13 protein-coding genes are annotated in these 24,636 nt (G+C 70.7%); 10 read left to right on the forward strand and 3 right to left on the reverse strand.

Annotation, left to right across the window (positions count from 1 at the left end; genetic code table 11):
• The first annotated feature begins 77 nt into the window (after positions 1–77).
• From BLS50_RS28980 to asnB, 10 genes are all read left to right on the forward strand, one after another.
• Positions 78–290: a hypothetical protein gene (locus tag BLS50_RS28980; RefSeq protein ID WP_006480857.1), complete on the forward strand. Its 213-nt coding sequence runs from the start codon at positions 78–80 to the stop codon at positions 288–290.
• A 124-nt stretch (positions 291–414) separates the two neighbouring features.
• Complete coding sequence (locus tag BLS50_RS28985) at positions 415–891, forward strand: hypothetical protein (protein WP_011694788.1); 477 nt, start codon at positions 415–417, stop codon at positions 889–891.
• 50 nt (positions 892–941) lie between these two features.
• Positions 942–1,829 carry a type III secretion system inner membrane ring lipoprotein SctJ gene (gene sctJ / locus BLS50_RS28990; RefSeq protein ID WP_012339692.1) on the forward strand — a complete coding sequence of 296 codons (888 nt, stop codon included), beginning with the start codon at positions 942–944 and terminating at the stop codon, positions 1,827–1,829.
• Positions 1,826–2,575, forward strand: a complete 750-nt coding sequence (locus tag BLS50_RS28995) for a SctK family type III secretion system sorting platform protein (protein WP_074806123.1) — start codon at positions 1,826–1,828, stop codon at positions 2,573–2,575. The genes sctJ and BLS50_RS28995 overlap by 4 nt, the downstream gene beginning before the upstream one ends.
• The gene (gene sctL / locus BLS50_RS29000; protein WP_011547299.1) at positions 2,557–3,186 is read left to right on the forward strand and encodes a type III secretion system stator protein SctL; all 630 of its coding nucleotides are present in this window, start codon (positions 2,557–2,559) and stop codon (positions 3,184–3,186) included. Before BLS50_RS28995 ends, sctL begins: the two co-directional genes overlap by 19 nt.
• Complete coding sequence (gene sctN / locus BLS50_RS29005; RefSeq protein WP_074806126.1) at positions 3,183–4,559, forward strand: type III secretion system ATPase SctN; 1,377 nt, start codon at positions 3,183–3,185, stop codon at positions 4,557–4,559. The genes sctL and sctN overlap by 4 nt, the downstream gene beginning before the upstream one ends.
• Entirely contained in the window at positions 4,552–5,232 is a 681-nt protein-coding gene (locus tag BLS50_RS29010) for a hypothetical protein (RefSeq protein WP_074806130.1), read from the forward strand. The genes sctN and BLS50_RS29010 overlap by 8 nt, the downstream gene beginning before the upstream one ends.
• Positions 5,226–6,035 (forward strand): type III secretion system export apparatus subunit SctT, encoded by an 810-nt coding sequence (sctT, locus tag BLS50_RS29015; RefSeq protein WP_006480861.1) that lies wholly within the window; start codon positions 5,226–5,228, stop codon positions 6,033–6,035. Before BLS50_RS29010 ends, sctT begins: the two co-directional genes overlap by 7 nt.
• Before the next feature lie 16 nt (positions 6,036–6,051).
• Positions 6,052–7,083, forward strand: coding sequence for an EscU/YscU/HrcU family type III secretion system export apparatus switch protein (locus BLS50_RS29020; RefSeq protein WP_027807112.1), 1,032 nt, complete (start codon positions 6,052–6,054; stop codon positions 7,081–7,083).
• Between the two features lie 270 nt (positions 7,084–7,353).
• Entirely contained in the window at positions 7,354–9,324 is a 1,971-nt protein-coding gene (gene asnB, locus BLS50_RS29025) for an asparagine synthase (glutamine-hydrolyzing) (protein WP_006480863.1), read from the forward strand.
• Between the two features lie 78 nt (positions 9,325–9,402).
• Here asnB and BLS50_RS29030 read toward each other — a convergent pair whose 3' ends face one another.
• From BLS50_RS29030 to sctR, 3 genes are all read right to left on the reverse strand, one after another.
• The gene (locus BLS50_RS29030; protein WP_074806133.1) at positions 9,403–22,923 is read right to left on the reverse strand and encodes an LWXIA domain-containing protein; all 13,521 of its coding nucleotides are present in this window, start codon (positions 22,921–22,923) and stop codon (positions 9,403–9,405) included.
• A 252-nt stretch (positions 22,924–23,175) separates the two neighbouring features.
• A complete protein-coding gene (locus BLS50_RS29035) occupies positions 23,176–23,961 on the reverse strand; it encodes a lytic transglycosylase domain-containing protein (RefSeq protein ID WP_074806825.1) in 786 nt (261 codons plus the stop codon).
• Positions 23,961–24,635, reverse strand: coding sequence for a type III secretion system export apparatus subunit SctR (gene sctR / locus BLS50_RS29040; protein ID WP_006480865.1), 675 nt, complete (start codon positions 24,633–24,635; stop codon positions 23,961–23,963). Before sctR ends, BLS50_RS29035 begins: the two co-directional genes overlap by 1 nt.
• Position 24,636 lies beyond the last annotated feature (1 nt).

Raw genomic sequence — 24,636 nt, forward strand, 5'->3', positions numbered from 1 at the left:
CGGCGCGTCACGTCGCCGGCGGGGCATGGGGCCGCCGCCGGAAGATGGAGTGTGTTGTTCACGTAAAGGAGCGAAGCATGGGTACCTCGGCAGCAGGTGGTGTGACGAACACGGGCGACGTGCAGAAGCAGGCCGACGACCTGACCAAGACGCAGCTCGAACTGACCAAGATCAACTTCCAGGTTCAGCAATCGACTGCGACGTTCGAAACCAGCAACGCAGTGACCGCGCAGGAAGGGACGGCGAACGCCCAGGTTGCGCAACACCTGAGTTCCGCCGGCCGCGCGTGATGCCGGTCGCCGGCCGTGCCGTGCGACGTCGCACGCCGGGGCCGCCCGTGACGGGCGCTCGGCGTGGCGTAGGTGCGTGCCGGCCGGCCCGTTTCCGGCTTTGCCGGTCAAGGAGGACACGATCATGTCGGTAACAGGCGTAGGCGCGGCGCCGCCGGGCGCGGCTGCGCTCGCGAGTGCCGCGCAGCAAGCGGGCACGGCGTCCGACCCGGCGCAGGTGCGCCAGTTCGATGCGCTGATGCAGCCGGGCGCGTCGCCGGCCGCCCCGCCGTCTTCGTCCGGTGTCGCGATGTCGCGCGCGCCGGCGGATGCGGCGCCGGCCGTGCAGATGACGCCCGCGCAGGCGAACCAGTCGTCGCTCGTCGAGCGGTTGCGCACGTACGGCAACGATCTCGATTCGCGGTACGCGAACATCGACAAGCATCGCAGCGAGATGCTGACGTCGATGGCGGACAGCCGCAGCGACCCGCTGATGACGATGGTGAAGGCGATGGATTTCCAGTGGACGGCAACCACCACGATTTCGGAATACCAGTTGAGCCTGTCGGTTGCACAGGCGGCGAACGGCTTCACGCATACGGTGCTGAAGACGCAGGAGTGAAAGCGCGCGTGGGCCGGATGCGGCCTCACGCGCCCTGAAGCGGACAAACGATGACGACGATCGATTCGACGCCGCGCATGCATGCGTGGCGCAGCCGGGCGGCGCGCGCGCTGCTCGCGGGGCTGCTCGTGCTGTTGGCCGGGTGCCAGAAGGAGCTGTACTCGGGCCTGTCGGAGCGCGACGCGAACCAGATGGTCGCGGTGCTCGGCGACGCGGGCATCAGCGCGTCGAAGGACAACGATGCGCGCGATACGTCGGACCGCAACGCATGGCTCGTGAGCGTCGCGGACGGCGACATGCAGGCGGCCCTCACGGTGCTGCAGGCGAACGGGCTGCCGAAGCCGAGCTATGCGAGCCTTGGCGAGCTGTTCCAGAAACAGGGCCTCGTGTCGACGCCGGCCGAGGAGCGCGTGCGCTACCTGTACGGCGTGTCGCAGGATCTGTCGCGCACGCTGCAGGACATCGAGGGCGTGGTGGTCGCGCGCGTGCAGGTCGTGATTCCGGAGAACGATCCGCTCGCGGACAAGATCAAGCCGTCGTCGGCCGCGGTGTACATCCGCTACCGGCCGGGCGTCGACTTGCGCGCGATGGCGCCGATGGTCAAGGATCTCGTCGCGCACAGCATCGAAGGGCTGCAGTACGACAACGTGTCGCTGTTCCTGCAGCCGGCCGCCGCGCGCGCGACGCGCGTGGACGGGATCGGCAGCGCGGTGTCGGACATCCTGCGGCTGCGCTCGCCGCTCGGCTGGCTCGTGTTCGCGCTGATCCTGCTGACCTGTGCGGTGATCGCGCTGTCGGCCGCGCGGCGCGGGATGTTCGGCGCGCGGCTTGCGGGCCTGCTCGGTGCGCCGCGCGGGGCGAGCGGGAGCGGTGGTACGACCGCGCAGCAGGCCGGCGGCGGACTGCGTACGCCGGACGGCGCGCGCGACGGCGCATGAGCGAGCCGCACGCGCTGCCGCCGGGCGAGGCGAGCGTCGCGGCCGACGCGGCGCCGCTGCCATGGCTGCATCCGCTTGCGCCGCCTCCCGTCGCACGCGCTGCCACGTTTCATGCGCTAGTCTGCGACTTCAACCTGCGGCCCGACCGCTATCTGCACGTGACACGCGTGCCGGCCGACTGGCCTGCGCGCTACCGTTCGCCGGACGCGTTCGGCGCGGCCGGCCGCAAGCTGCTCGCGCGGCACCTGCTCGCTGTGAACGGCGTGGCCGACCGACACGACTTCGACGTCGCGAACCCATGCGCGCGGCTCGCGCTGCTGCCGGGCGCGGCGCTCGAACAACTGGCCGCGTATGCGGGGCTGCTGCTGCATCGCGCGTGGCTGCGCGACGCGCTGGCCGGGCGGCGCATCCGCGCGGAAATCGCGGCGCGGCTCGGCGGCGATGCGCTCGAACTCGCGCTCGAACGCGCGCCGGAATTCGGCGCGCTCGCGGAAACGCTCGAACCGTGGCGCGCCGATCCCGCCGCGCTGCCGGTCGTGATCCGGGCGCGCGGCGGCCGGCTGCTCGCGGATTTCATCGGCGTGGCCGGCGACGCGGTCGCGCGGCGCGTGCGCCTGAAATTCAACCGCGCGATCGACGACGAGGCGCCGTACTGGCTGAACCGCGCGCAGCGCGATCAGTTCGGCGAACTGATGTTCCTGTTTCTGATTCCCGAGAGGCTTGCGTCATGGGACTGGCTTTTCTGATCACGAGCGACAACCTGCAGCTACTGTCGGAACGCAAGGTGCTCAAGGAGCGCGAATACGCGGCGCTGCTCGACGCGTCCGCGGTGATCGCGACCGCGCATGAAGAGGCGGCGCGCATCGTCGCCGACGCGCAGCGCGAATTCGACAAGCGCCAGGCGGCCGGCTACGACGAAGGCATGCGCCGCGCGCAGCGCGAGCAGGCCGCGCAGGCGTACACGCAGGCGCTCGCCGCCACGCGCACGATGGAGACGATGAAGGATGCGATGGCCGATATCGTCGTGAAGGCCGTGCGCGCGATCGTCGGCGAGATGAGCACGCAGAAGCTGTACGAGGCTGCGCTCGCGCGGATCGCGCCGCTCGTACGTGACGAGGCGTTCCTGATCGTGCGTATCGCACCCGGCCGCAAGGACGAGATGCGCGACGCGCTCGACGGCGCGTTCGCCGGGCAGTCGAACCGGCAGAAGATCCGCATCGTCGAGGACGCGCAGCTCGAACGCCATGCATGCACGGTCGAGACGCCGTCCGGGCGCATCGACGCGAGCCTCGACCTGCAGATCGACGCGTTGCGTCAGGCGATCCGCCGCGACGCGCTGAAGGGTGCCGCGCGATGAACGCGCCGCTCAACGATCCGCCCTCGTTTGGCGACGACGACGGCGCGCCGTTCGATCGCGGCCGCCTCGTCGGCGAACTCGACGCAGGGCTCGCGTTTTTCTCGCCGGTGTCGGTGCAGGGCCGCGTCAACCACGCGGTCGGGCAGATATTGAACGCGACGGGCATCCGCGCGCGGCTCGGCGAGATTTGCGAGCTGCGCACGCCGAACCAGCCGACGCTGCTCGCGGAGGTGGTCGGCTTCTCGCGGCAGACGACGCTGCTCACGCCGCTCGGCGACGTGGCCGGGCTGTCGCCGGAGACGACCGTCGTGCCGTCCGGGCGCGAGCATGTGTTCCCGGTGGGCGAGGGGCTGTTCGGCCGCGTGCTCGACGGGCTCGGCCGGCCGCTCGACGATCGCGGGCCGGTGACGGGCTCCGCATGGGTCTCGACGCAGCAGGACCCGCCGAATCCGCTCGCGCGCAAGATGATCGACACGCCGTTTCCGACCGGCGTGCGCGTGATCGACGGGCTGATGACGCTCGGCATCGGGCAGCGCGTCGGCATCTTCGCGCCGTCCGGCGTCGGCAAGAGCACGCTGCTCGGGATGATCGCGCGCGGCGCGCAGGCCGACGTGAACGTGATCGCGCTGGTCGGCGAACGCGGCCGCGAGGTGCGCGAATTCATCGAGCACAGCCTGTCGCCCGAGGTGCGCGCGCGTTCGATCGTCGTCGTGTCGACATCCGATCGCCCGGCGATGGAGCGCGTGAAATCCGCGCTGGTCGCGACCGCGATCGCCGAGCACTTCCGCGATGCGGGCAAGCGCGTGCTGCTGCTGGTCGATTCGCTGACGCGCTTCGCCCGCGCGCAGCGCGAGGTCGGCCTCGCGAGCGGCGAGCCGCCGACGCGGCGCAGCTTCCCGCCGTCGACGTTCGCGGTATTGCCGCGCCTGCTCGAACGCGCGGGGCAAGGCGCGCACGGGTCGATCACCGCGCTCTACACGGTGCTCGTCGAAGGCGACGAGGAATCGGACCCGATCGCCGAGGAAGTGCGCTCGATCCTCGACGGCCATATCGTGCTGTCGCGCAAGATCGCGCTCGCGAACCGCTATCCGGCGATCGACGTGCTCGCGAGCTTGTCGCGCGTGATGCCGCTCGTCGCGAGCCGCGCGCACCAGCATGCGGCCGCGCGCGTGCGCGAGCTGATCGCGAAGTACCAGGAGATCGAGCTGCTGGTGCAGATCGGCGAGTATCGCGAAGGCAGCGACCGGCTCGGCGATCTCGCGCTGCGCGCGCGCGACGCGATCGGTGCGTTCTGCGCGCAGGTGTCGGACGAGGACGTGCGCTTCGACGCGCTGCTCGCGAAGCTGACGAAGCTGGCGAACGATCATGTCTGAAGCCGACGACCGCCTCGTGCTCGCGACCCTCGCCCGCCTGAAGCGCGTACGCGAGATGCGCAGCCAGATCGCCCGCGTCGCGGCCGCGCGCCAGCAGGGCATCGCCGCGCAGAGCCGGCGCGCACTCGCGGCCGCGCAGGCGCAGCTCGCGCAGCAGGTCGCCGCGAAGGCCGCGATCCAGACGCGGCTCGCCGACGACGTGCGCGAGGCCCGCGCGTTGCAGAACGCGGCGGCCGATACGCGCACGTTCGACCGGCATATCGGCACCGCGAACGCGTCGGTGAGCGAGGCCGCGCACGTGTATCGCGGCCACGAGGCGACGCTTGCCGACCTGCAGCGCGCCGCGCGCAAGGCGAAGGCCGCCGAGGACAAGCTGGAGAAGGCCGGCGAGAAGGCGCTGCACGCGCGCGCCGCGCGGGTCGAGCGCGACGCCGACGACGTCGCGGACGGCTACGCGGTGCGGCGCTTCGCGACGGGCGGCACCTGGGTGGCCGGTGCGGGCGACGCCGCGGCCGGTCATGCGTCCACGCCGCCCGAGGCCGCGGCCGCGTTCGATGCGGCGATGACCGAAGCGGAAACGGACGCCGACATCGCCACCGAAACCGCCGCATCCGACGCATCCGTCGCGCCCGACGATCCCGCCCCGCCTGCCGCCGCGGAGCGCCGATGCTAGACCAGGCCGCGGGTTTCAACGACGTCGCCGGCATGCTGCGGCCGCTGCTCTACGTGATGCCGCGCCTGCTGCCGATCATGTTCGTCGTGCCGGTATTCAACGAGCAGATCATCACGGGCCTCGTGCGCAACGGGATCGCGGTCGTGATCGCCGCGTTCGTCGCGCCGACGATCGATGCCGCGCAGGTCGCCGCGCTGCCGTTCCTGATGTGGTGCCTGCTGGTCGCGAAGGAGGCGATGGTCGGCATGCTGCTCGCGGGCGCGTTCAGCGCGGTGCTGTTCGCGATCCAGGGCGTCGGCTACCTGATCGACTTCCAGACCGGCAGCGGCAGCGCCGCGTTCTTCGATCCGATGGGTGGCCACGAGGGCGGCCCGACTTCCGGATTCCTGAATTTCGTCGCGATCGCGCTGTTCGTCACGGCGGGCGGGTTGCAGGTGCTCGTGCAACTGTTCGCGCAGTCGTACGCGTGGTGGCCGATCGGCTCGCTCGGCCCCGACTTCTCGTCGATGCTGCAGACCTTCATCGTGCGGCAGACCGACACGATCTTCGAATGGATGGTGAAGCTCGCGGCGCCGGTCACGATCGTGCTGGTGCTCGTCGAGCTCGGCATCGGCCTGGTCGGGCGAGCGGTGCCGCAGCTCAACATCTTCGTGTTCTCGCAGCCGCTGAAGAGTGCGCTCGCGGTGCTGATGATGATCCTGTTCCTGCCGGTGGTGTACGCGTCGCTGCATTCGCTGCTGAGCCCCGACAGCGGGCTGATGGCGTTGCTGCGCGCGCTGTTCGCCGCGCACGGCGGCGGCTGAGCGCGCCGGAGCCGGGATGGCCGAAAAGGACCAGAAGCCGACCGCGAAGCGCCTGCGCGAGGCGCGCGAGAAAGGCGACGTGCCGAAGAGCGCGGAAACGGTGTCGTCGGCGTTCTTCGTCGGCGTGTGCGTGGCGCTCGCGGTGGGCATCGGTTCGCTGTTCGCGCGGGTGCAGGCGCTGTTCCGGCTCGTGTTCGACGCGGTCGGCGCGGCCGATCCGTCCGCGCGGCTCGCGGCGCTGATCGACGGCGCCGCGCGCGACTGGGCGACGCTGTCCGCGCAGATCGTCGCGGCCGGGCTGCTGGCGGGGCTGCTCGCGGGCTTCGTGCAGGTGGGCGGCGTGATGGCGTGGAGCCGCCTCGTGCCGCAGTTGTCGCGGCTCAACCCGGCCGAGGGAATGAAGAACCTGTGGTCGCTGCGCAACCTCGTCAATCTCGCGAAGATGCTGCTGAAGACGGCGCTGCTCGTCGCGACGCTCGGCTGGCTGATCGTCGAGTCGCTCGATCCGTCGGTGCAATCGGGCTTCACGCGGCCGGCCTCGATCCTCGCGCTGATCGTGAAGCTGCTGATGCTGCTGTTCGGCTGGGCCGCGCTGATCTACATCGTGATGGCGCTGATCGACATCGTGCACCAGCGGCACGAGTTCAACCAGAAGATGAAGATGTCGATCGACGAAGTGCGGCGCGAGCACAAGGAGGACGAAGGCGATCCGCACATCCAGGCGAAGCGCCGCCAGCTCGCGCGCGAAGCGCAGTTCGCGTCGCTGCCCGACCGGATCGGCTATGCGTCGGTGGTCGTCTATTCGCCGCGCGTCGCGGTCGCGCTCTACTACGGCGGGATGGGCTCGCTGCCGTGGGTGCTCGCACGCGGCGAGGGCGACGCGGCCGAGCGGATCGTGCGGCTGGCCCGCGACGCGCTGCGCCCGACGCTCGCCAACGTCGGGCTCGCGCAGGCGCTGTACGAGACGACGCCCGAGAACGGCACGATCCAGCCGCAGCATTTCCGCGCGGTCGCGCAGTTGCTGAAATGGGCGACCGGCGCCGCTTGACGGCGATGTGGCGGGTTGGCGTCGCATCGCATCAAGCCCCTTTTTTGTCGGCAATGCTTGCCGGCGATCCGGCCGGATTCGATATGACCCCATCGCTCGATCATCGGCTTACGGCGCTTGACGTCCATTTTTTTCCGGATTTCGCCGACATTCACTGGTGAATTATTGCTGATTTATTTCTTCGTAATATGGCTCGACCGTCACGCCCGACGGCGGGCCGCGAGGTTGCGCCACCCGTGACGGACCAGGTCAACAGGGGCAGACAAATCAATGTGCGGAATCGACGGCTTTCTGAATAGCGTCGCCTTCGATGAGGAGACAGCGCGCGGCACGCTCGCGCGAATGACGGCAAGCCTCGCGCATCGCGGGCCGGACGGGCAGGGCATCTGGGTCGACCCGGATGCCGGCATCGCGCTCGGCCACCGGCGGCTCGCGATCGTCGACCTGTCGGTGCACGGCCGGCAGCCGATGGCTTCCGCGTGCGGTCGCTACGTCCTCGTCTTCAACGGCGAAATCTACAACCATCGCGAACTGCGCGCGGAGCTCGAGCGCGCGGGGCGTGCACCGGCGTGGCGCGGCCACTCCGACAGCGAGGTGCTGATCGCGGCGATCGTCGCGTGGGGCGTCGAGGCGACGTTGCGCCGCGCGACCGGCATGTTCGCGTTCGCGCTGTGGAATCGCGCGTCACGAGTGCTGACGCTCGCGCGCGACCGGATCGGCGAGAAGCCGCTCTACTACGGGCGGATCGGCGACGCGCTCGTGTTCGCGTCCGAACTGAAGGCGCTGCGCGGCTACCCGGGCTTCGACGGCACGGTCGATCGCGACGCGCTGTGCCTGTACCTGCGCCAGTCGAGCGTGCCCGCGCCTTATACGATCTATCGCGGCATCCGCAAGCTGCCGCCCGGCACGTACATCCAGTTCGAACATGCGCGCGACACGCCGCGCCTGCGCGCGTACTGGACGCTCGAACAGGCGATCGAGGCCGGCCGCGCGCAGCCGTTCGAGGGCAGCGCCGACGAAGCCGTCGGCCAGCTCGACACGATCCTGCGCCAGGCCGTCGCGCGGCAGATGGAGGCCGACGTGCCGCTCGGCGCGTTCCTGTCGGGCGGCATCGATTCGTCGGCGATCGTCGCGCTGATGCAGGCGCAATCGGCGACGCCGGTCGACACGTTTACGATCGGCTTCCACGAGGCCGGCTACGACGAAGCCGGTTACGCGAAGGCCGTCGCGCGCCATCTCGGCACGCGCCATACCGAGCTTTACGTGACCGCCGACCATGCGCTCGGCGTCGTGCCGAAGCTGCCGTCGATCTATGACGAGCCGTTCTCCGATGCGTCGCAGATCCCGACCTTTCTCGTTTCCGAACTGACGCGCCGGCACGTGAAGGTGAGCCTGTCCGGCGACGGCGGCGACGAGCTGTTCGGCGGCTATACGCGCTACTTCCTGACGCCGCGCCTGTGGCGCAAGCTGCATCGCGTGCCGGCGGCGGTGCGTGCGCGGATCGCCGCCGCGCTGCACGCGTTGCGGCCCGATCACGCGGACCAGCTCGCGGCCGTCGCGCAGGGTGCGTTCGGCGGCGGTGTGGAAGCGCGCGAATCCGCGTCGCGCATCGGCGATCGCCTGCACAAGCTCGGCCACGTGATGACGGCGGAGAGCCGCATCGGGCTGTACCGGCTGCTGATGTCGTCGGTGCATCATCCGGAGCGCCTCGCGCTGTCGGGGCAGGAGCCGCCGACGCCGCTCGACACGGTGTCCGCGTGGCCCGCGCACCTGAGCTTCGCCGAGCAGGCGATGGCGATCGACACGCTCACGTACCTGCCGACCGACATTCTCGCGAAGGTCGATCGCGCGGCGATGGCCGTGAGCCTCGAGACGCGCATGCCGTTCCTCGATCATCACGTCGTCGAATTCGCGTGGCGCGTGCCGGCGTCGGTGCGCTTGCCGGAAGGGCAGTCGAAGGCGCTGCTGCGCCGGCTGCTCGACCGGTACGTGCCGTCCGCGCTGATCGACCGGCCGAAGCAGGGCTTCTGCGCGCCCGTCGACCACTGGCTGCGCGGCGCGCTGCGCGACTGGGCCGACGCGCTGCTGCGGCCGTCGCGCCTGCGCGAAGAGGGCTTCTTCGATGCGGCGGCGGTCGAGCGGCTGTGGCGCCAGCACCAGACGGGCCGGATGAACTGGCAGCACCAGCTGTGGACGGTGCTGATGTTCCAGGCGTGGCTGGAACATCAGCGGGCGGCGTGATGCGGCATGCCGCGCGCAACCGGTGCGCGCGGCGCCACGCGGCCCGCGCGCCGCTATCAGCCCACGATCAGCCCACGATCAGCCCACGATCAGCGGCGTGCCGACCGACAGGCGGTTCGGATCGCGTGAAACCGACGGATTGAGCTGCAGGATCTCGTTGAACGCGCGCGTATCCTGCTCGCCGCGCGTCATCGCCTGCTGGTCGGCGCGCGACACGTGCGCGGCGTCGAGCAGCGACTGGCGATGCTGGTCGGCGATGACCCACAGCGAATCGCCGGCGACGACGATGTAGGGCTGCGGCGACCCGGACGGTTGCGCGGTCGACGGCGTGGCGCCGGCCGACGGCGAAGCCGGCGCGGCAGGCGACGCACTCGACGCACTGGGCGATGCAGTCGCCGAGGCGCTTGCAGAAGGACTGGCCGACGCGCTTGCCGACGCGCTCGGCGAAGCGCCGGGCGCGAGATTCGACTGCGACGAATTCGACTGATTCGACGAACCGGAGCCCGAGCCGAAGAACGTCGTCCACAGACTTTCGATCAGCTTGTACGCGAACGCGCCGACCGGAATCAGCACGACGGCCGTGGGGATCTTCTTGATCAGCGGCGTCGCGTTCGGGAAATGCGTGTTCAGACGGCCGCCGAGCAGCAGCGCGGTGGACACGCCGGTCGCGATCGCGAGGTCGTAATGGCCGCCGCTCCACTGCACGCCGGTGCCGAGGCCGCCGTACGCGACGGCCATGAAGTCGCTCGCCGAATCGGTGAAGCGCACGATGCGGCTGCGCTTGTCGGCATTCACGCGGTGCGCGCCGATCGTGTAGACGAGGCCCGCATACGTGGCGCCGAACGCCCCGCTCGCGATGGCGGCCGAGCCGTAGGCGAGATCGAACGCCCCGTGCGCGTGCACGACGCCGCTGATGCCGACCGCGAGCGTCGCGGTCGACGTGATCGCGGCGCCCGCGCGGCCCGCGATCCCGAACAGGTGGCGCGGGTTGCCGGTATGGAGCTGCTGCAGCGACGTGCCGCCGACGGTGCCCTGCATCTGCGCGAGCACGTCCGCGGCGAGCGCCTTGATGTGGGTGGTCGCGTCGTCGAAACTCATCAGCCCGACGCGGTTCAGCTCGACATACTGCGCGGCCAGCGTCCGCGCTTCGTTCGAGATCTGCTCGAGCTGCGCGCGCCGGTTCTGGCCGTAATCGTGCGCACCCGAGCGCAGTTGCCGCGACAGCGTCACTTCGAGCCGCGTGAGCACCGCCTGCGCGGCCTTCGGATCGCCGGCCTGCAGGCTGCGTACCGCACCCTGGTGCATGACCTGGAACACGCGGCCCAGGCGCGAGCCCAGCAGGAACGACGACGTCGCGCTGCCGAGCATGTCCTGCCGCAGCACGTGCGTCGCGCCGAGCGTATCGGCGATCACGAGCGCGCCGGCACCGGTGACGAGCGAGCTGAAGCCGATCGACTTCCACAGCTCCGCCTTGCGGAACGACGGCCGATGCACGCGCAGTGCGTTGATCTGCGCGAGCGCCTGCAGTTCCTCGATCATCTTGGCCTGTTTCGGGTTCGCCGCGATCTGCCGGCCGACGCTGATCGGCTTCGACGGATCGTTCTTCAGCGCTTCGCGCTCGACCACCGACTGCCAGTACGCGCGACTGTCGGGCAGCGGCCCGGCGGGATCGGCGGTCGACACGACGGTGCCGCGGGCCGGCGCGCGGCCGCCGGCTTCCGCGAGCCAGCGCTCGCCGAAGCGGCGGGCGAGTTTTTCGGTGCGCGTGGCGGGCGGATGATCGGCTGACGCCCACTGCGTCATCGCATGCTCGATCGTCGCCTTGCGCGCCTGGTTGACGAGTGCGGTCGTGTTGCGTTCGTACAGTTCGCTGCGCAGCGTCGCGAGCGCGTCGTCGGACAGCCCTTTCGACTTGCCGATGCGCGCGATCTCCGCGAACAGCACCTGCTGCTGGTTCGCGAACGCCTCGGGGCTCACCGGTTCGAAGACGCGCGTGAGCGCATCGGCGCCGTGCAGTCGCGCGAACTTGCCGTGACGGTCGGTCTGGTAATAGTCGACGATCCGTTCCGCCAGCGCCCGCGTCAGGTCCTGGTTCGCGATGAAGTCGGCCCCGTGCGTGCCGTACGACAGCCCGACATGCAGCCAGTCGATCGCCTTGCGGTCGAGCAGCGCATCGAGCAGCTCGACGTGGCCGGCGCCCGGCACCGGCTCGAGCACGGCGTCCCATCCGTGAAAGCTCAGCATCACGTTCGGCGCGGGCTCGCCCGCGTGATCGTGCGACCACGTCTCGAACGACGTCATCAGCCGCGTGTACTCGGCATAGCTGTCGTTGGTGCCGGCGATCGTGCGGCGGTCGTCCGCGGAGACGAGCGGGCGGCCCGACGCCGCTTCGAGACGAAGCTGGAAGCCATGGCGCGACGCCGCGGTGAGCCATTTGTGCAGATGCGCGATGTCGTCGAGCTCGAGCGTGCGCGTGGTGCCGTCCGGCGCCTCGCGCGTGATCGTCGCGTCGGCCTCGTTGTAGCGCGCGCCGATCGGGGAGCCGAACTTGCGGGCGCGCCGGATAAACGCCGGATCGTGCTTGCCGCCGCGCGCGGCCGCGAGGGTGTGCGGATCGACCGGAATCGACACCACCGGCATCGCGCCGCCATATTGCTCGACGTAGCGCACCGCGAGCGCAGGATCGTCGCGCAGGTTGAACGCACGCGCCATCGGCGCGACGCGGTCCTGGATCTCGGCCGGCGCGCGCACGAACGCCTGGATCGCGCGCTTGTCGATCATGCGTGCCGCGCTGTGGCGCGTGGCATACGCCTGCATCCACTTCACGAAGCGGTTGTGATCGCCGCCGGGATCGGCGACCGGCCCGCGCGACGGCATGCTCGACACCTCGCGCGCGAGACCGATGGGGATGCCGAGCGCCTTCAGCATCGGTGCGTCGGCCAGGATCGTCTGCGGTTCGTCGGTCAGTGCGAGGCCGCCGGCATCGGGCTGGTTCTTGCGTGCGGTGACCGCCTTCACGCGGTCGATCGTCGGGAACCAGTCGGCCACCTTCGCGGCGCCGTAGCGCATCACCCATTCCGCGACCGTGCTCGAACCGAGGCTAGGCTGGTAGGGCCGCAGCGTCAGCGGCTTGGCCGCCGGCGTCTTCGGTGGCTTCTGCGGCTTCGGCGCGGCCGGCGCGTTCGACGCGTTTGCCGCATTCGCGGCGCGGCGGTTGCGCCGGCCGCGCTTGCCGCGCAGCGCGTTGCGCACCCGGCCGGCAGGGGCCGTGGCGCCGCCGGCCGCCGGCTGCGCGGCTTGCTGGGCCGCGGCGAGGTCGGCCTGCGCGGCTTTCACGCGATCGATCTGGCCGGCGATCTGCGTGCGGATCCAGCGTGTCGCGAGATCGAACTTCTGCGGCAGCGCATCGAAATACGACTTCTCGTCGAGCAGCTGCGTGAGTCGTTGCGCGAGCGCGGCTTTCTGCGTGGCGGTCGCGCGCGGATCGAACGCATCGGGCGCGAGCGTCGACAGCAGGAAGTGCTGGTTCGCGCCGAACGGGCCGCGCCCGAGCGGCATCTCGTCGAGCGGGCGGCCCGCGTCCGGGTGGTCGCGCAATTGCTCGGCGTCGTCGTACCAGCGCGCGTTGCCGTCGTGGATCGCGATGATGCCGCGGCGCGTATGCAGCGATTCGGCAACCGGATGATCGGTCTCGTACACGTACACGTAGTGATCGCCGCGCAGTGCCTTCAGCTCCAGCGCGCGCATCAGGTGCAGCGTGTTCGCGCCGCTGAAGTCGATCGCGAGCTGCTCGCTGTCCGGGACGAGCTTCGGCGGCAGGAACGGACTGTCGGCGCCCTCGATCTCGGCGATCTTGCGGCGCACGCCGGGGTCGGCTTTCGCGAGGCCGCGCTGCACGCGCGTGCCGAGTTTCTGCATCGGCGGCTTCTCGTCGCCGAGCGCCTTGCGCATTTCCGCCGGCGCGAAGCCGCCGTAGCGCTCGACCGTGTCGTGCGTGACGTCCGTCACGACGAATCGCACGCCGCGCCGGCCGCCGGACAAGTTGCGCGCGCGTCGGCGGAACGCGGCGCCGAGATCGCGCGGCGCGATCGTCGCGTCGCCGAGCGAGGTCGACTCGTGATAGGTCCAGTCGTGCGCGGCGTTGCGCGTCGCGTAGCCGAGCACCTTGCCGGTTTCCTTGTCGATCGCGTAAAGCGTCGCGCCGTCGCCGGCCGCTTTCGCCGCTTGTTTCGGCCGGCGAAAGCGCGGCGCGTCGGCGAGCGACTGCAGCGTCGTGACGACGTCCGCGTCGGGCGTCGCGGCCGCCTGTTCGGCTTCCCACGTGCGGCCGTCGCTGCGCGCGGTGACTCGCGCGGCGCCGCCGTATTCGCGCAATTGCGCGAGCGACACGGGCGACACGTAGAAATCGACGTTCGCCCGTTCCGCGCTGCCGTTGTCCTTCAGCGCGCGATAGACCGCATCGCGGATCGGCACGGCTGGATCGGCGGACGCCTTGTCGACGAACGTACCGTGCTCGTCGGTGCGCATGCTCGCGACGAACGTCGGCTGCGCATGGCGCGCGTCGATCGACGCGTCCGGCCGCGCTTCATGCTCGGCGATCAGCACGTGCGCATTCGTGCCGAACGCCTCCTTCATTTGCTCGAGCGACGCGAGTTGCGAACCGTCGATGCGGATCAGGTCGCGTTTGCCGTGCGAGGCGAGGTGATCGAGTGCATGCTGGCGGCGCGCGGCGTCCGCCGTCGCCGCGGGCACCGGCGCGTTCGACGCCGGCTGCGGCGCGGGCGCCGGCATTTCGCGCGGCACGCCGAGCGCGTGCATCGCATCGGCCTGGCTCGCGTAGTACGCGCGATAGGTCGCGTGGCCCGGCACGGACGGCGCGACGTCGCCGAAGGCGGCCGCGAGCCGGCGCAGCCCGGCTTCGTCGCCGGGCATCACGTGGTCGGCTTCTCGTGCGATCGCATCGGGCAGGCGGGCGTCCCTCGCGATGTCGATGCCAGCATCGTCGAGGATTTCGCGGCGCACCGCGAACGCGTTCGCCTGCGCGCGCGCTTCGGCCATCAGCGCGCTTTCGGTCAGCGCCTGCGGCGACGAACGGTCGAGCGCGAGGCGGCGCGTGATCGTCTCGACCGCGTGCTGCGCTTCGTGCGCGAGCGTGTAGACGAGCGTGCCGGCGCCGTGGAACTGCCCGTCGAGCACGATTCGCTGCTTCGCGGTATCGATCCGGCTGCCGCGCCCGGGCCGGCCCACCACGATTTTCCAGCCGGCCTCGCCGGCCAGCGCGACCTGCTGGCGCAACAGGCTCGAGCGGTCGACCAGCGCATGGGCGGCCTTGGGCAGCGGCGCGCCGCCGAACCGCATCCGGACGCGCGTGATGACGGACGGCTTCTGCACGAATGCGTCGGGCGGCAAGTGCTCGGTGATGCCGGGATGCGCGAGTTCGATCGCGCCGCGCGCGATGCCGTCCTCGAGCATCACGCGCAGCGTGCCGATCTCGCGGACGATGCCTTCCACGTTCAGCTTCGGCGCATCGGTCATGACCGTCGACGGATCGCTCAGGTAGAAGTCGCCGTGCGCGTCGAACACGCCTTCGAAGTCGTAGTACAGACGGTGCTGCGCGGTGATGTCGCGCGCGCGGTCGAGCTGCGCGAATGCGTCGCGGGTGACGCGCGACGGTAGCATGCCGGCCATCACGTCGTGGCTGCTCAGCGACGCGAACGGCGCGTACATCACGGCCACGCGATCGAATGCCGCGAACGGGCCGCCGACCGTGAGCGTGCGCAGTCCATGCGCGCGCAGCGCCGCGAGGCCTTCCTGTTCGAGGCGGATCGATTCGATGTGACCGAGAATCGCGCGATTGTCCGTGCCCTCGTAGAGGCCGATCGCATTGCGGCGGCCCAGTTCGAACACGGTCTTCTCGATGCCGGCGCCGGTCGCCGCGCCGGTGAAGCGCTCGACCGGCACGCGCGCGGCCGGATCGCCGCTCACGTGGACGCCGTTGCCGTCCACGTCGAGCGCGCCGAGGTCCGGGCGCTGATGCGGCGCCGGATCGTAGCGCAGCCACGCGTTGGTATGGCCGAGTCGCGCCTCGGCGCCGAGCCCGACCGCGATCGTCGGCGGCGCGTAGACGGGGCGCTGCCACACGTTCGCGAGCCAGGCGGCGGCGTCGCGGCCGTTGCGTGCCGACAGAATCACCGACGAGCCGGGCAGGCCGAGCACCGAGCGGTGCGCGAGCGTGACCTCGACCGGCGTGTACGGCCGGCCGTCCGGATCGACGAGGCGGCCTTGTGCGTCGGTGACGCCATGCACGATCACGATGCGGCCGTCGCGGTCGTAGGACAGCGGGCCCGAGCGGTCCAGCGTCAGCGCGTCGACGCCGGCCACCGGCTTGCCGTCGAACGGCGATGCCTTCACCGGACGCGCGCGCGACCATGCGGTTTCTTCGGCGAGCGTCGCGGCCGTCTCGCGCGGCGCCGGCATCGTGACGCCGGTGTGCCGCGCGGCCTGCGCGTGACGCCGATACAGCTCGCCGTAGGTCACGCCGCCGTCGAGCGACGTCGGGCTGTGCTCGAACGCGTCGGCGAGACGCGCGAGCGAGGCGGCGTCGCCGGCCCGCGCGCGACCGTATTCGTTGGCGATCGCGTCGGGCAGCGCGACGTGGCGGCCGATGTCGATGCCGAGGTTCGCGCGGATCTCGTCGCGCACCGCGAATGCGTTGACCTGCGCGCGCGCCTCGGCGAGCAGCGCGCTGCGCACGTAGCGCTGCGTCGAGCCGTAGTCGAGCCCGAGCGTGCCGGTCGCGGCCTCGAGCGCATGGCGGGCTTCGTGCGCGAGCACGTAGACCATCGATCCGGTCGACTGCAGTCCGCCGTCGATCGTGACGCGCCGCCGTCGCGTGTCGATCTTGCTGCCGGCGCCGGGCTTGCCGCGCACGACTTTCCAGCCTGCGTCGGCGCCGAGCCGAAGCTGCTGCGACAGCAGGCTCGATGCGTCGATCAACCGGTACGCTTCCTTCGGCAGCGGCGCGCCGCCAAAGCGCATCCGTACGCGTGTGATGACCGACGGCTTTTGCACGAACGCATCGGGCGGCGGCGTTTCGGCGAGTCGCGGATGCGCGAGTTCGACGTTGCCGCGCTCGAGGCCTTGCGTCAGCGCGCGCTCGATCACCGCGAGCCGCTGCAGCGTGGTGAAATGCTCGCCCGCGCCCATGCCGATCGCACCGGGGTCACTCAGCAGGAAGTCGCCGCCGCGCGTGAAGAGGCCTTGCAGATCGAAGCCGATGCCCGTGCGTTCGACGACTTCGCGAATCTGCCGGAGGTGCTCGAGCGCCGCGCGCGACACCACGCGCGGCAGCGCGCCCGTCTCGAAGCCGAAGCTGTGGAACACGCCGAGCGGCCGGTACAGCACGGCGACGCGGTTCAGCGCGGAGAACGGGCCGTCCATCGTCACGGTCTTCAGCCCGTACGACGCGAGATCGTCGAGTGCGATGCTCTCGTCGATCGCCGCCTCGATCTGGCGCGCCTCGGACGTGTGCGGGCCGTTGTCGTAAACCGCGAGCGCGGCATCGTGGCCGAGCGCGAACACGGTTTTTTCGGCGCCGGCGCCGAGCAACTCGCCGACGTGACGCTCGACGTCGATCCGCACCGCCGGATTGCTTTCGAGGTGCACGCCTTCGGCGTCGGCCGCCAGTTGCCCGAGATCGTGCGGTGCCGCGGGCGCCGGGTCGTAGCGGCGGAACACGCCGGTGTCGAGCAGCGCCGCGCGTTCGCCGACCGCGTGTGGGGGCGGCGCGTACACCGGCCGCTGCCACAGATTCGCGAGCCCGGCGGCAGCCGCTTCGCCGCCGTGCTTCGCGGACAGCACGATCGAATAGCCCTCCTTGACCAGGAACGACGGCGCCTGGTCGAGCGCGTATTCATGCACGCCGGCCGGTCGCCCACCCGCGAGCAGCGTGCCGTCCGGCAACGTGTCGGCGTGCAGCATCAGCACGCCTTCGTCCTCCAGCATCGTGAAGTGGCGGCTGCGCGCCGCCCGCAGGTCGGCCGCCGCGGGCACGGGCCCGTCGCCGAACGGCGACGCATATTCGGCATGCGCGCGGCTCCATGCCACGCGTTCGTCGAAGCTGCGCACGCCGTGCGGTGCGCCGTCGGTCTCGTGCGTCTGCGGCGCGGGCATCCGGCGCGGGATGCCGCCGCGGCGCTTCTGGCGCGACCACACGTCGTCGTAGAAATCGCGGTAGGTTTCGCCGTCGCGGCCCGACACGGGCGCATCCGCGAACGCGTCGACGAGGCGTCCGACGGTGCCCGCATAGTCGTGCGACGGCGCGCGCCATGCGGCGCCTTCGCGCTCGATCGCATCCGGCAGGCGCACGTGCGCGGCAATGTCGCCGCCACCCGCGAGCTCGATTTCGTAGCGTGCCTCGAACGCGTTGATCTGCGCGCGCGCTTCGGCTTCGAGCGCCTTGCGCGTGAAGCGGCTGCGGTTGCCGTAGTCGAGGTTCAGCACGCCGGCCATCGCTTCGACCGCATGGCGCGCTTCATGCGCGAGCGTGTACGTGATGCTGCCCGGATGCTGGAGCGCGCCGTCGATCGTCACGCGGCGCTTGCGCGGGTCGATGCGGCTGCCGCCGCCGCGCTTGCCGAGCGTCACGCGCCACCCGGCGTCCTGCAGCATGCGCAGTTGCGTGGCGAGGGTGCCCGACTGCATCGCGAGTGCCTGCGCGGCTTCGGGCAGCGCCGCGCCGCCGAAGCGCATCTGCATCCGCGTGACCCAGCCCGGCTTCGAGGCGCCGGGGTCGGGTGGGGCGGTCTCGGTCGTTTCCGGGTGCGCGGCGGCGAGGCCGATGTCGTCGTTCGCCGCGGTGCGGCGCTCGCCGCCCGCCGGCGCGCGGGCGGCCCGGCCGTGCGCGTCGTCGGTCGCGCGTGTGCCGCGGTCGGCCGCGGCCGTGTCGCGTTCCGCCATCCGTTCGGGTGCGCCGGCGCGTTCCGGCTTGACGAGCACGAGCACGCGGTTCGGCGCGCTGAACACGCCATCGAGCGCATTGACCGGCTCGGGCGGCGCGGCCGGCCGCGGCATCGCCGGGTCGTTCGGGCCGCGCTTGCCGGCCAGCACGATCACCGTGTCGTCGGCGGCCGCGCGTGGCGCGGTCGGCGGCGCTTCGTCGGGCGCGATGCCGTCCGGCAGGCCGGTTTCATGGGTCGCCGCGACCGTCTCCGGCGCGGGATCGAAGCGCAGCACGCGCGCGCCCGCGCGCAGCTGGCCGTCCGCACCGAATGCGTCGGGCGCGGCCGCGTAGACGGGCTTCTGCCAGCGGTTCGCAAGCTCGGGTGCGAGCGCGGCGTCGTGTTCGCCGGCGACGACGATCACCGGTTCCTCGAGATCCTGCGGGCGCGGCGACGACGGCCGCGCACCCGGCGCGTCGGGTGTCTCGCCGCTGCGCACCACGTAGACCGTGCGATCGCCGACGTCCATCGGCTCGGCGCTCGGCCCGCGCGGCACGGCGATGCCGGCCGGATCGGACGTCGCCGCGCGCGCGACGGGCGCGGCGTCCGTCAGATCGACGACCTTCGCGTTGACGCGCGGCGGCGCGCCGTCCGGCCTCGCGCGCGTGCCCGGGCCGGCCGGCTCGTCGGCCGCGACGGGCCGCCAGCGCATCGATTGCGTGTCGGTGCTACGCCGGTTGGCGCTCGCGCTCGTGCTGCTTTCGGCATCGGCTTCGTCGCGCTGCTGCTGCACGCGGGCGTGTTCCTCGCTGGTGCGGCGCGTGCTGCGCGCGTCGGCGGACACGCTCGCGGCTTCGCCTTCGGCCGCCGTCTGCGCGAGGCGGCGCGGCGCTTGCGCGCCGGCGACCGTCTGCCGATAGGCGTCGCTCGCCTGGTCGAGCACGTGTTGCAGCACGTCGAGCGGCGTCTTCGCGACGATCTTCGGCGTCACGCTCATCTCGCCGTCGGGGCCGAACGACATGCGCTCGCCGGTGCCTGTCACGTCGTCCACACGCGTGCCATTGGTCCAGGCCTTCGGCGACACCGATACGACGGACAGCGTGCCGTCTTCGCCGAGCACCACCGATTTGCCCGGCGGCAGGCGCTTCGCGGACGCGCGGTCGAGCACGCGAATCGGCGTGTTGTCGTAGGTCAGCACCTTGTCGCCCACCCGCAGCGTGCCGTCCGGCGACACCTTGACGGCTTCGCCGTCGAGCGTCACGCGCGTGCGGCCGGCCGCGAGCGACGACGCGTCGCCGCTGTTGAGAATCCGGCCGATCGTCTGGCTATCGACGCTGACGGTCTTGCCGTCCGCCCCGCGGATCGGCACCGGCTGGCCGATGCGCGTGCGCACCGACGTCACCGCGCGTTCCTTGAGGCCGCCGGCGGCCATCAACGCGACGTTGGTGATCCCGGACTTGAGCTGCTCGCCGGCCGCCTTCTTGTCGCCGGTGACGAAATACTCGTAGCCCGCTTCGCCGAACGCCTCGACCGCGCCGCCCACGCCCGTCACGACCGCGGTGGTCCGCGCGCCGGTGGCGAGCACCGACGCGACTTTCGGCGTGCGCGTGAGCGCCGTGACCGCGCGCGTGAACAGCTTGCTGCCGGCCAGCTTCGCGGCGCCCGCCGCGCCCATCGGCACGAGGTTGATGAAGTCGGCCCGCGCGCCCGCGTCGGTAAACGGATTGAGACTGCGCCCGTGGTCGGCGCGGTTGGCCAGATCGAGGCCGGCGCTCGTCATCGTCGCGCCGATCGCCGTGTACATCATCCCCGCGCCGAGGATGTTCAGCGGCACGCCGACGATCGCGCCGATGCCGGTGCCGTCGAGCAGCGTGCCGAGGCCTTCGAGCGCCATCCCGCCGACCATCATGCCGATGTTCAGGCCCGTGCTCGTCAGCGTGTTCAGAAAACTGTCGAAGCCGCTTTCGTGATGCGCGGCCTTCGACACGAGTTGCAGCGTGCCGTCCGCATTGTGGCCGGTCGCGATGTCGACCGTGCCGTCCGTCGACAGCTCGTTGTTGTCGATGTAATCGTTGATGTCGTCGTAGTTGCTCGCCGTCTCGTCGACGTACTGCGTGCCGTCCTTGCCGCTGACCTTGAATAGCGCGCTGGTGGTCATGCCGGCATCCTTGGCGGCGTAGACCATCGGCAACACGCTGACCTGCGTCGTCGCGCCGCCGCCGATCGACAGCAGCTTGTCGCGCACGCTGTTGATCGTCTTCAGCTTGTCCTTGTCGGTGTAGCGCGCGACGTCGTCCTTCGTCGGCGATACGGGAGCCGAACCGTCGCCCGACGCCGCGTCGTTCTGGACGTCCGGCTGCATGCCGAGCGCGACGCCGATCAGGTTGCGCTGCTCGTTGTCGGTCAGCTTGCCGAACGCGATCGTGCCGCCGTTGTTCGTGCTCGCGCTGGCCGCGTCGAGCAGCGAGTTCGACAACTCGCCGCGATGCGCTTCGTAGAAATCGTGCAGTGCCTTCTTGTAGTCGTTCTCGGCGTCCGAACCGGGCGCTGCATAGCGCAGCCGTTCGTCGAGGCCGGCGTCGAACCCGTCCATCAGCACCTGCTGGTGCGACGTTTCGCTCAGCAACTGCAGGCGCTGCACCGCGTTGTCGGCCTGCGTGACGGCCGCCTTCGCCTTGTCGAGCTCGCCCTGATACAGGTTCGGACGCGGCGCCGACGGCGCCGGGATCATGTCGTCGCCCGCGACGGTTCGAAAGCGCATCGGCGGCGGATTCGCGGCTGCCCAGTCGTCGTATTTTTTCTGCACCGACTCGAGCGTGCTCTTCACCTGCGTCTGCTTGATGCGCGCCTGCGACAGCGCGAGCTGGGTCGCGCGCTCGTTCACCGAATCCGACATCCGGCTATCGGCCGCGCGGACCGCGCCCGCGACGGTCTGCATGCGCTTCACGTCGAGCATCGTCGGGCCGGCCTGCGCGGCGGACGGGCCCGACGACTGCGGCAGCAGGAACGGGCTGTCGAGCAGCGGCGACGCGGGCAGCGACGATGCGCCATTGGACCCGGGCAACGTCGGCGAGGCCTGCGGCGACGCACTCGGCAGCGTCGGCGTGCCGGTGGGGGCGGCCGACGTCGCGGTCGACAACGACGATGCGGGCAGGCTAGGCAGGCCGTTCGCGGTCGACAGCGACGGCGTCAGCAGCGGCGTTTGAAGCGCGGGTTTCGTGAAGATCGATTGCGCGTTCACCTGCGCCTTGATCTGCGACGCCTGATCGTCGTACTGCTGCGCGAGCGTCGCACCGTACGCGACGACGAAGCCGTCGTGCGCGATGCTCGCCTGCTGCTTCGCCTGATCGAGCTTCGCATACGCATCGCCGAGGTCCAGATCGACCTGCGGGTCCTTGATCATCGCGTGCGGATTGGCCTTGTGCCACGCGTTGGATGCGTCCAGCTTCTTCGTATAGTCGGCCTGCAGCGTGTCGACCTGCCGCTGCGCGGACAGCATCTGCAGATAGCCGCCGCTCGTGTTCGCGGCCGTCTGCGCGCGGGCGAGCGCGGTCTTCGCGTCCGACACGGCGTTCGGGACGATCACCGTCGGTCCTTCCTTGCCGCTGGCCGAATCGTAGCGCTGCTGTGCGTTCGTGAGCGCCAGGCTGTCGTTGGCCGCGCCGTACGCGGCGTTCGCATAGTTCGCATCCTTCGCGGCGGACGTGACGGCCTGCTGTGCGGCATCCTGCGAAGCGGGCGCATCGGGCATCGTGACCTGCAGCTCCAGCGGCTGCAGCGCGTCGTTCAGCCGCCCGACGCCCGCGTCGAGCGCGGCCTTGTAGTCCGGATCGGCGAGGTACGACTGGAACTGCGTATACGCGAGGTTGGAATTCGCGACGTCCGCGAAGTATTTGGACGCACCCACGGCCGCCTTCGCGCTCGCGGTCTGCCAGTCGTCGTAGAGCCGGATCTGCAGCGGGTTCTTGCAGTCGCCCGGCTGCGGCACCCAGTTCGGATCGTTCGCATGATCGGGGAAGGCGTCCAGCAGCGTCTTGAACTGCTGGTCGGCCGCGTGCTGCGCGTCACCGGGGTCGGTCACCTTGCCGGAATCGTCGATCTTCATTCCGGCCGGCATGTCGGCATTCGCCTGTTCGCCGTACAGGATCATGTAGCCGGCGTCGGTCGTCACGTTCAGCTCGCGCTGCGCGGTGTCGGCCGTCGTGCGCGCCTTCGCGTAGTCGGCCTGCGCGGTCTTGCGGTCGTCGGCCGTCGACTCGGGATCGCGGTTGACCAGATGCAGCACGTTCTGCGCGCCTTGCAGCGTCTGCGACGCGTTGTCGTACTTCGTCTGCGCGTCCTGGATCGCTTTCTGTACCGCGCGCGTCTTGTCGTTCTCGACGGTGATGTCGGGCGGCGGCGCCGTATATTGCGCGGCCATGCTCTGGATCAGCGACGTCGCGGACTGGATCTCGGCGTTGGTCGGCTTCGACGGATCGGTGGCCAGCGAGGCGGTGACGGGAATCGGCGGGGCGGCGGTCGGGTTCGCGGGCCCGGCGGCCGGGTCGTCCTTCTTCGGCGGCGGAGGAGGCGGGGGCGGCGGTGCAACGACCGGATTCAGCGTTTCCGACAGGAAGCGCTGCCAGTTGACACCCAGTCCCAGTCCGTCGATCAACAGCATGCTCGTCTCCGTTGAGCCGCGCGATGCGCGGCACGTGCGGCGTCCTGCACGCCGCGACGTGATCGTTCGAGTGTACGGACGCACCCGGCAGCGGGAACGCCGCTGTTTCGTAGCGGCAGGAAGCGGCCGGCGCCCCGGCGTCGCGCGGGCTACGAGATGCGCGCGGCGAGCGGCAGCCACGCCGCGCGTCGTCGTTCGGACCCCTGAAAGCGGCGCGGGTGCGTACGCCCGGCGCCCCGCGCGATCATGCGGTCACTGATCGAGACACCGCACGCAGAGCCGCTTCGCCTGGTTCGCCGGCAGCCCGCGGCACATCATCACGACCGGGCGCGCATGGCACGACGGTGCGTCGGCGGACGCGGCCGGCAACGGCAGCCTGCGCGCGCGATCGGGCGGCGTGGTCGCGACCGCGTCCATGCGTCGCTGCCGCGCCGGCGGCGTGTCGCTCACGACGGGAATCGGTTCGACGCCGCCTTCGCGCGCATTGCGCTGCGCGCTCGCGACGACGCGGCTCACGTAGCCGCTCGAAAAACCGGTCGTGAAGTTGCCGCTGTAGTAGCACGACAGCGCCGCACGCAACGCGGCCTGCGTGGCGCGGCCGGTGCCCGACGAGCGCGAGAAGCATTCGGTCAGGATCGCGCCGCCGGCCTGCAGGTTGCGGCACGGCTCGAACATCGTCGCTTCGTCGAGCCCGTATTTCGCGAAGTTGCGTTCGTTGACCTGCGCGAGGCCGACGCTGTAGCTGAAGCCGCGCGACGACAGTTCGCGTGCGGTCGCGCGCGCCTCGTCGAGCGAGGCGGGCTGGCGCGTCAGGTGCCCGCCGACCACGCCGATCGCATACGGATTGAAGCCCGACTCGGTGCGCACGAGCGCGGCGAGCGTATCGGGGTCGACGTTCGGCGCGCACGCGCGAGCGAGTTGCGCGAAACCGGCGGCGCTGCCGGCCGCATGCGCGACGCCGTGCTGGCCGCACGCGAGCACGAGCGCGACGAGCGCGGCAACGCACGCGGCGGCGGTTCGCAGGGCGCGTGCGCGCATCATCCGGCTCCGGCGACCCGATACGACAGCACGAGCCCGTGCACGAGCAGCGACCAGCCGTCGAGCGCGACGAACAGCAGCAGCTTGAACGGCACCGAGATCGTCGTCGGCGAGATCATCTGCATCCCGAGCGCCAGCAGGATGTTCGCGACCAGCAGGTCGACGACGATGAACACGATGTAGATCACGAAGCCGATCTGGAACGCCTTCGTCAGCTCGGCGAGCGTGAAGCTCGGCACCAGCACGAGCAGGTCGTCGTCCTTGATGCCGTCCGCGCGGTTCTTCGGCCAGACCGACGTCGCGGTGCGCACGAAGAATTCGCGGTCGCGCTGGCGCGTATGCGACACGAGGAAATCCTTGATCGGCGGCAGCGCCGCGTCGGCGAGCGCGCCGATGTCCGAGGTCGACAACTGCCCCGACGCATCGAAGTGGCGCGCCTGCAGCGCGTCGCGGATCGACATCCCGACGGGCGCCATGATGAACAGCGACAGGATCAGCGCGATGCCGTTCAGCACGAGGTTCGGCGGCACCTGCTGGATGCCGAGCGCGGAGCGCAGCAGGCCGAGCACGACCACGAGTTTCGTGTAGCTCGTCACCATCAGCGCCGCGAACGGCGCGATGCCGAGCGCGGCGATCACCGCGATCAGCGCGACCGGATTCGGCAGGTTGCCCATC

Source organism: Burkholderia orbicola (assembly GCF_900100915.1).
GTDB lineage: Bacteria > Pseudomonadota > Gammaproteobacteria > Burkholderiales > Burkholderiaceae > Burkholderia > Burkholderia orbicola.

Bases quoted from the DNA above. Each gene is read 5' to 3' on its own strand.
- sctJ (WP_012339692.1), top strand. From the start codon at position 942: ATGACGACGATCGATTCGACGCCGCGCATGCATGCGTGGCGCAGCCGG.
- sctL (WP_011547299.1), top strand. From the start codon at position 2,557: ATGGGACTGGCTTTTCTGATCACGAGCGACAACCTGCAGCTACTGTCG.
- sctN (WP_074806126.1), top strand. From the start codon at position 3,183: ATGAACGCGCCGCTCAACGATCCGCCCTCGTTTGGCGACGACGACGGC.
- BLS50_RS29010 (WP_074806130.1), top strand. From the start codon at position 4,552: ATGTCTGAAGCCGACGACCGCCTCGTGCTCGCGACCCTCGCCCGCCTG.
- sctT (WP_006480861.1), top strand. From the start codon at position 5,226: ATGCTAGACCAGGCCGCGGGTTTCAACGACGTCGCCGGCATGCTGCGG.
- BLS50_RS29020 (WP_027807112.1), top strand. From the start codon at position 6,052: ATGGCCGAAAAGGACCAGAAGCCGACCGCGAAGCGCCTGCGCGAGGCG.
- BLS50_RS29030 (WP_074806133.1), bottom strand. From the start codon at position 22,923: ATGCTGTTGATCGACGGACTGGGACTGGGTGTCAACTGGCAGCGCTTC.
- BLS50_RS28980 (WP_006480857.1), top strand. From the start codon at position 78: ATGGGTACCTCGGCAGCAGGTGGTGTGACGAACACGGGCGACGTGCAG.
- BLS50_RS29035 (WP_074806825.1), bottom strand. From the start codon at position 23,961: ATGCGCGCACGCGCCCTGCGAACCGCCGCCGCGTGCGTTGCCGCGCTC.
- BLS50_RS28995 (WP_074806123.1), top strand. From the start codon at position 1,826: ATGAGCGAGCCGCACGCGCTGCCGCCGGGCGAGGCGAGCGTCGCGGCC.
- asnB (WP_006480863.1), top strand. From the start codon at position 7,354: ATGTGCGGAATCGACGGCTTTCTGAATAGCGTCGCCTTCGATGAGGAG.
- BLS50_RS28985 (WP_011694788.1), top strand. From the start codon at position 415: ATGTCGGTAACAGGCGTAGGCGCGGCGCCGCCGGGCGCGGCTGCGCTC.
- sctR (WP_006480865.1), bottom strand. From the start codon at position 24,635: ATGGGCAACCTGCCGAATCCGGTCGCGCTGATCGCGGTGATCGCCGCG.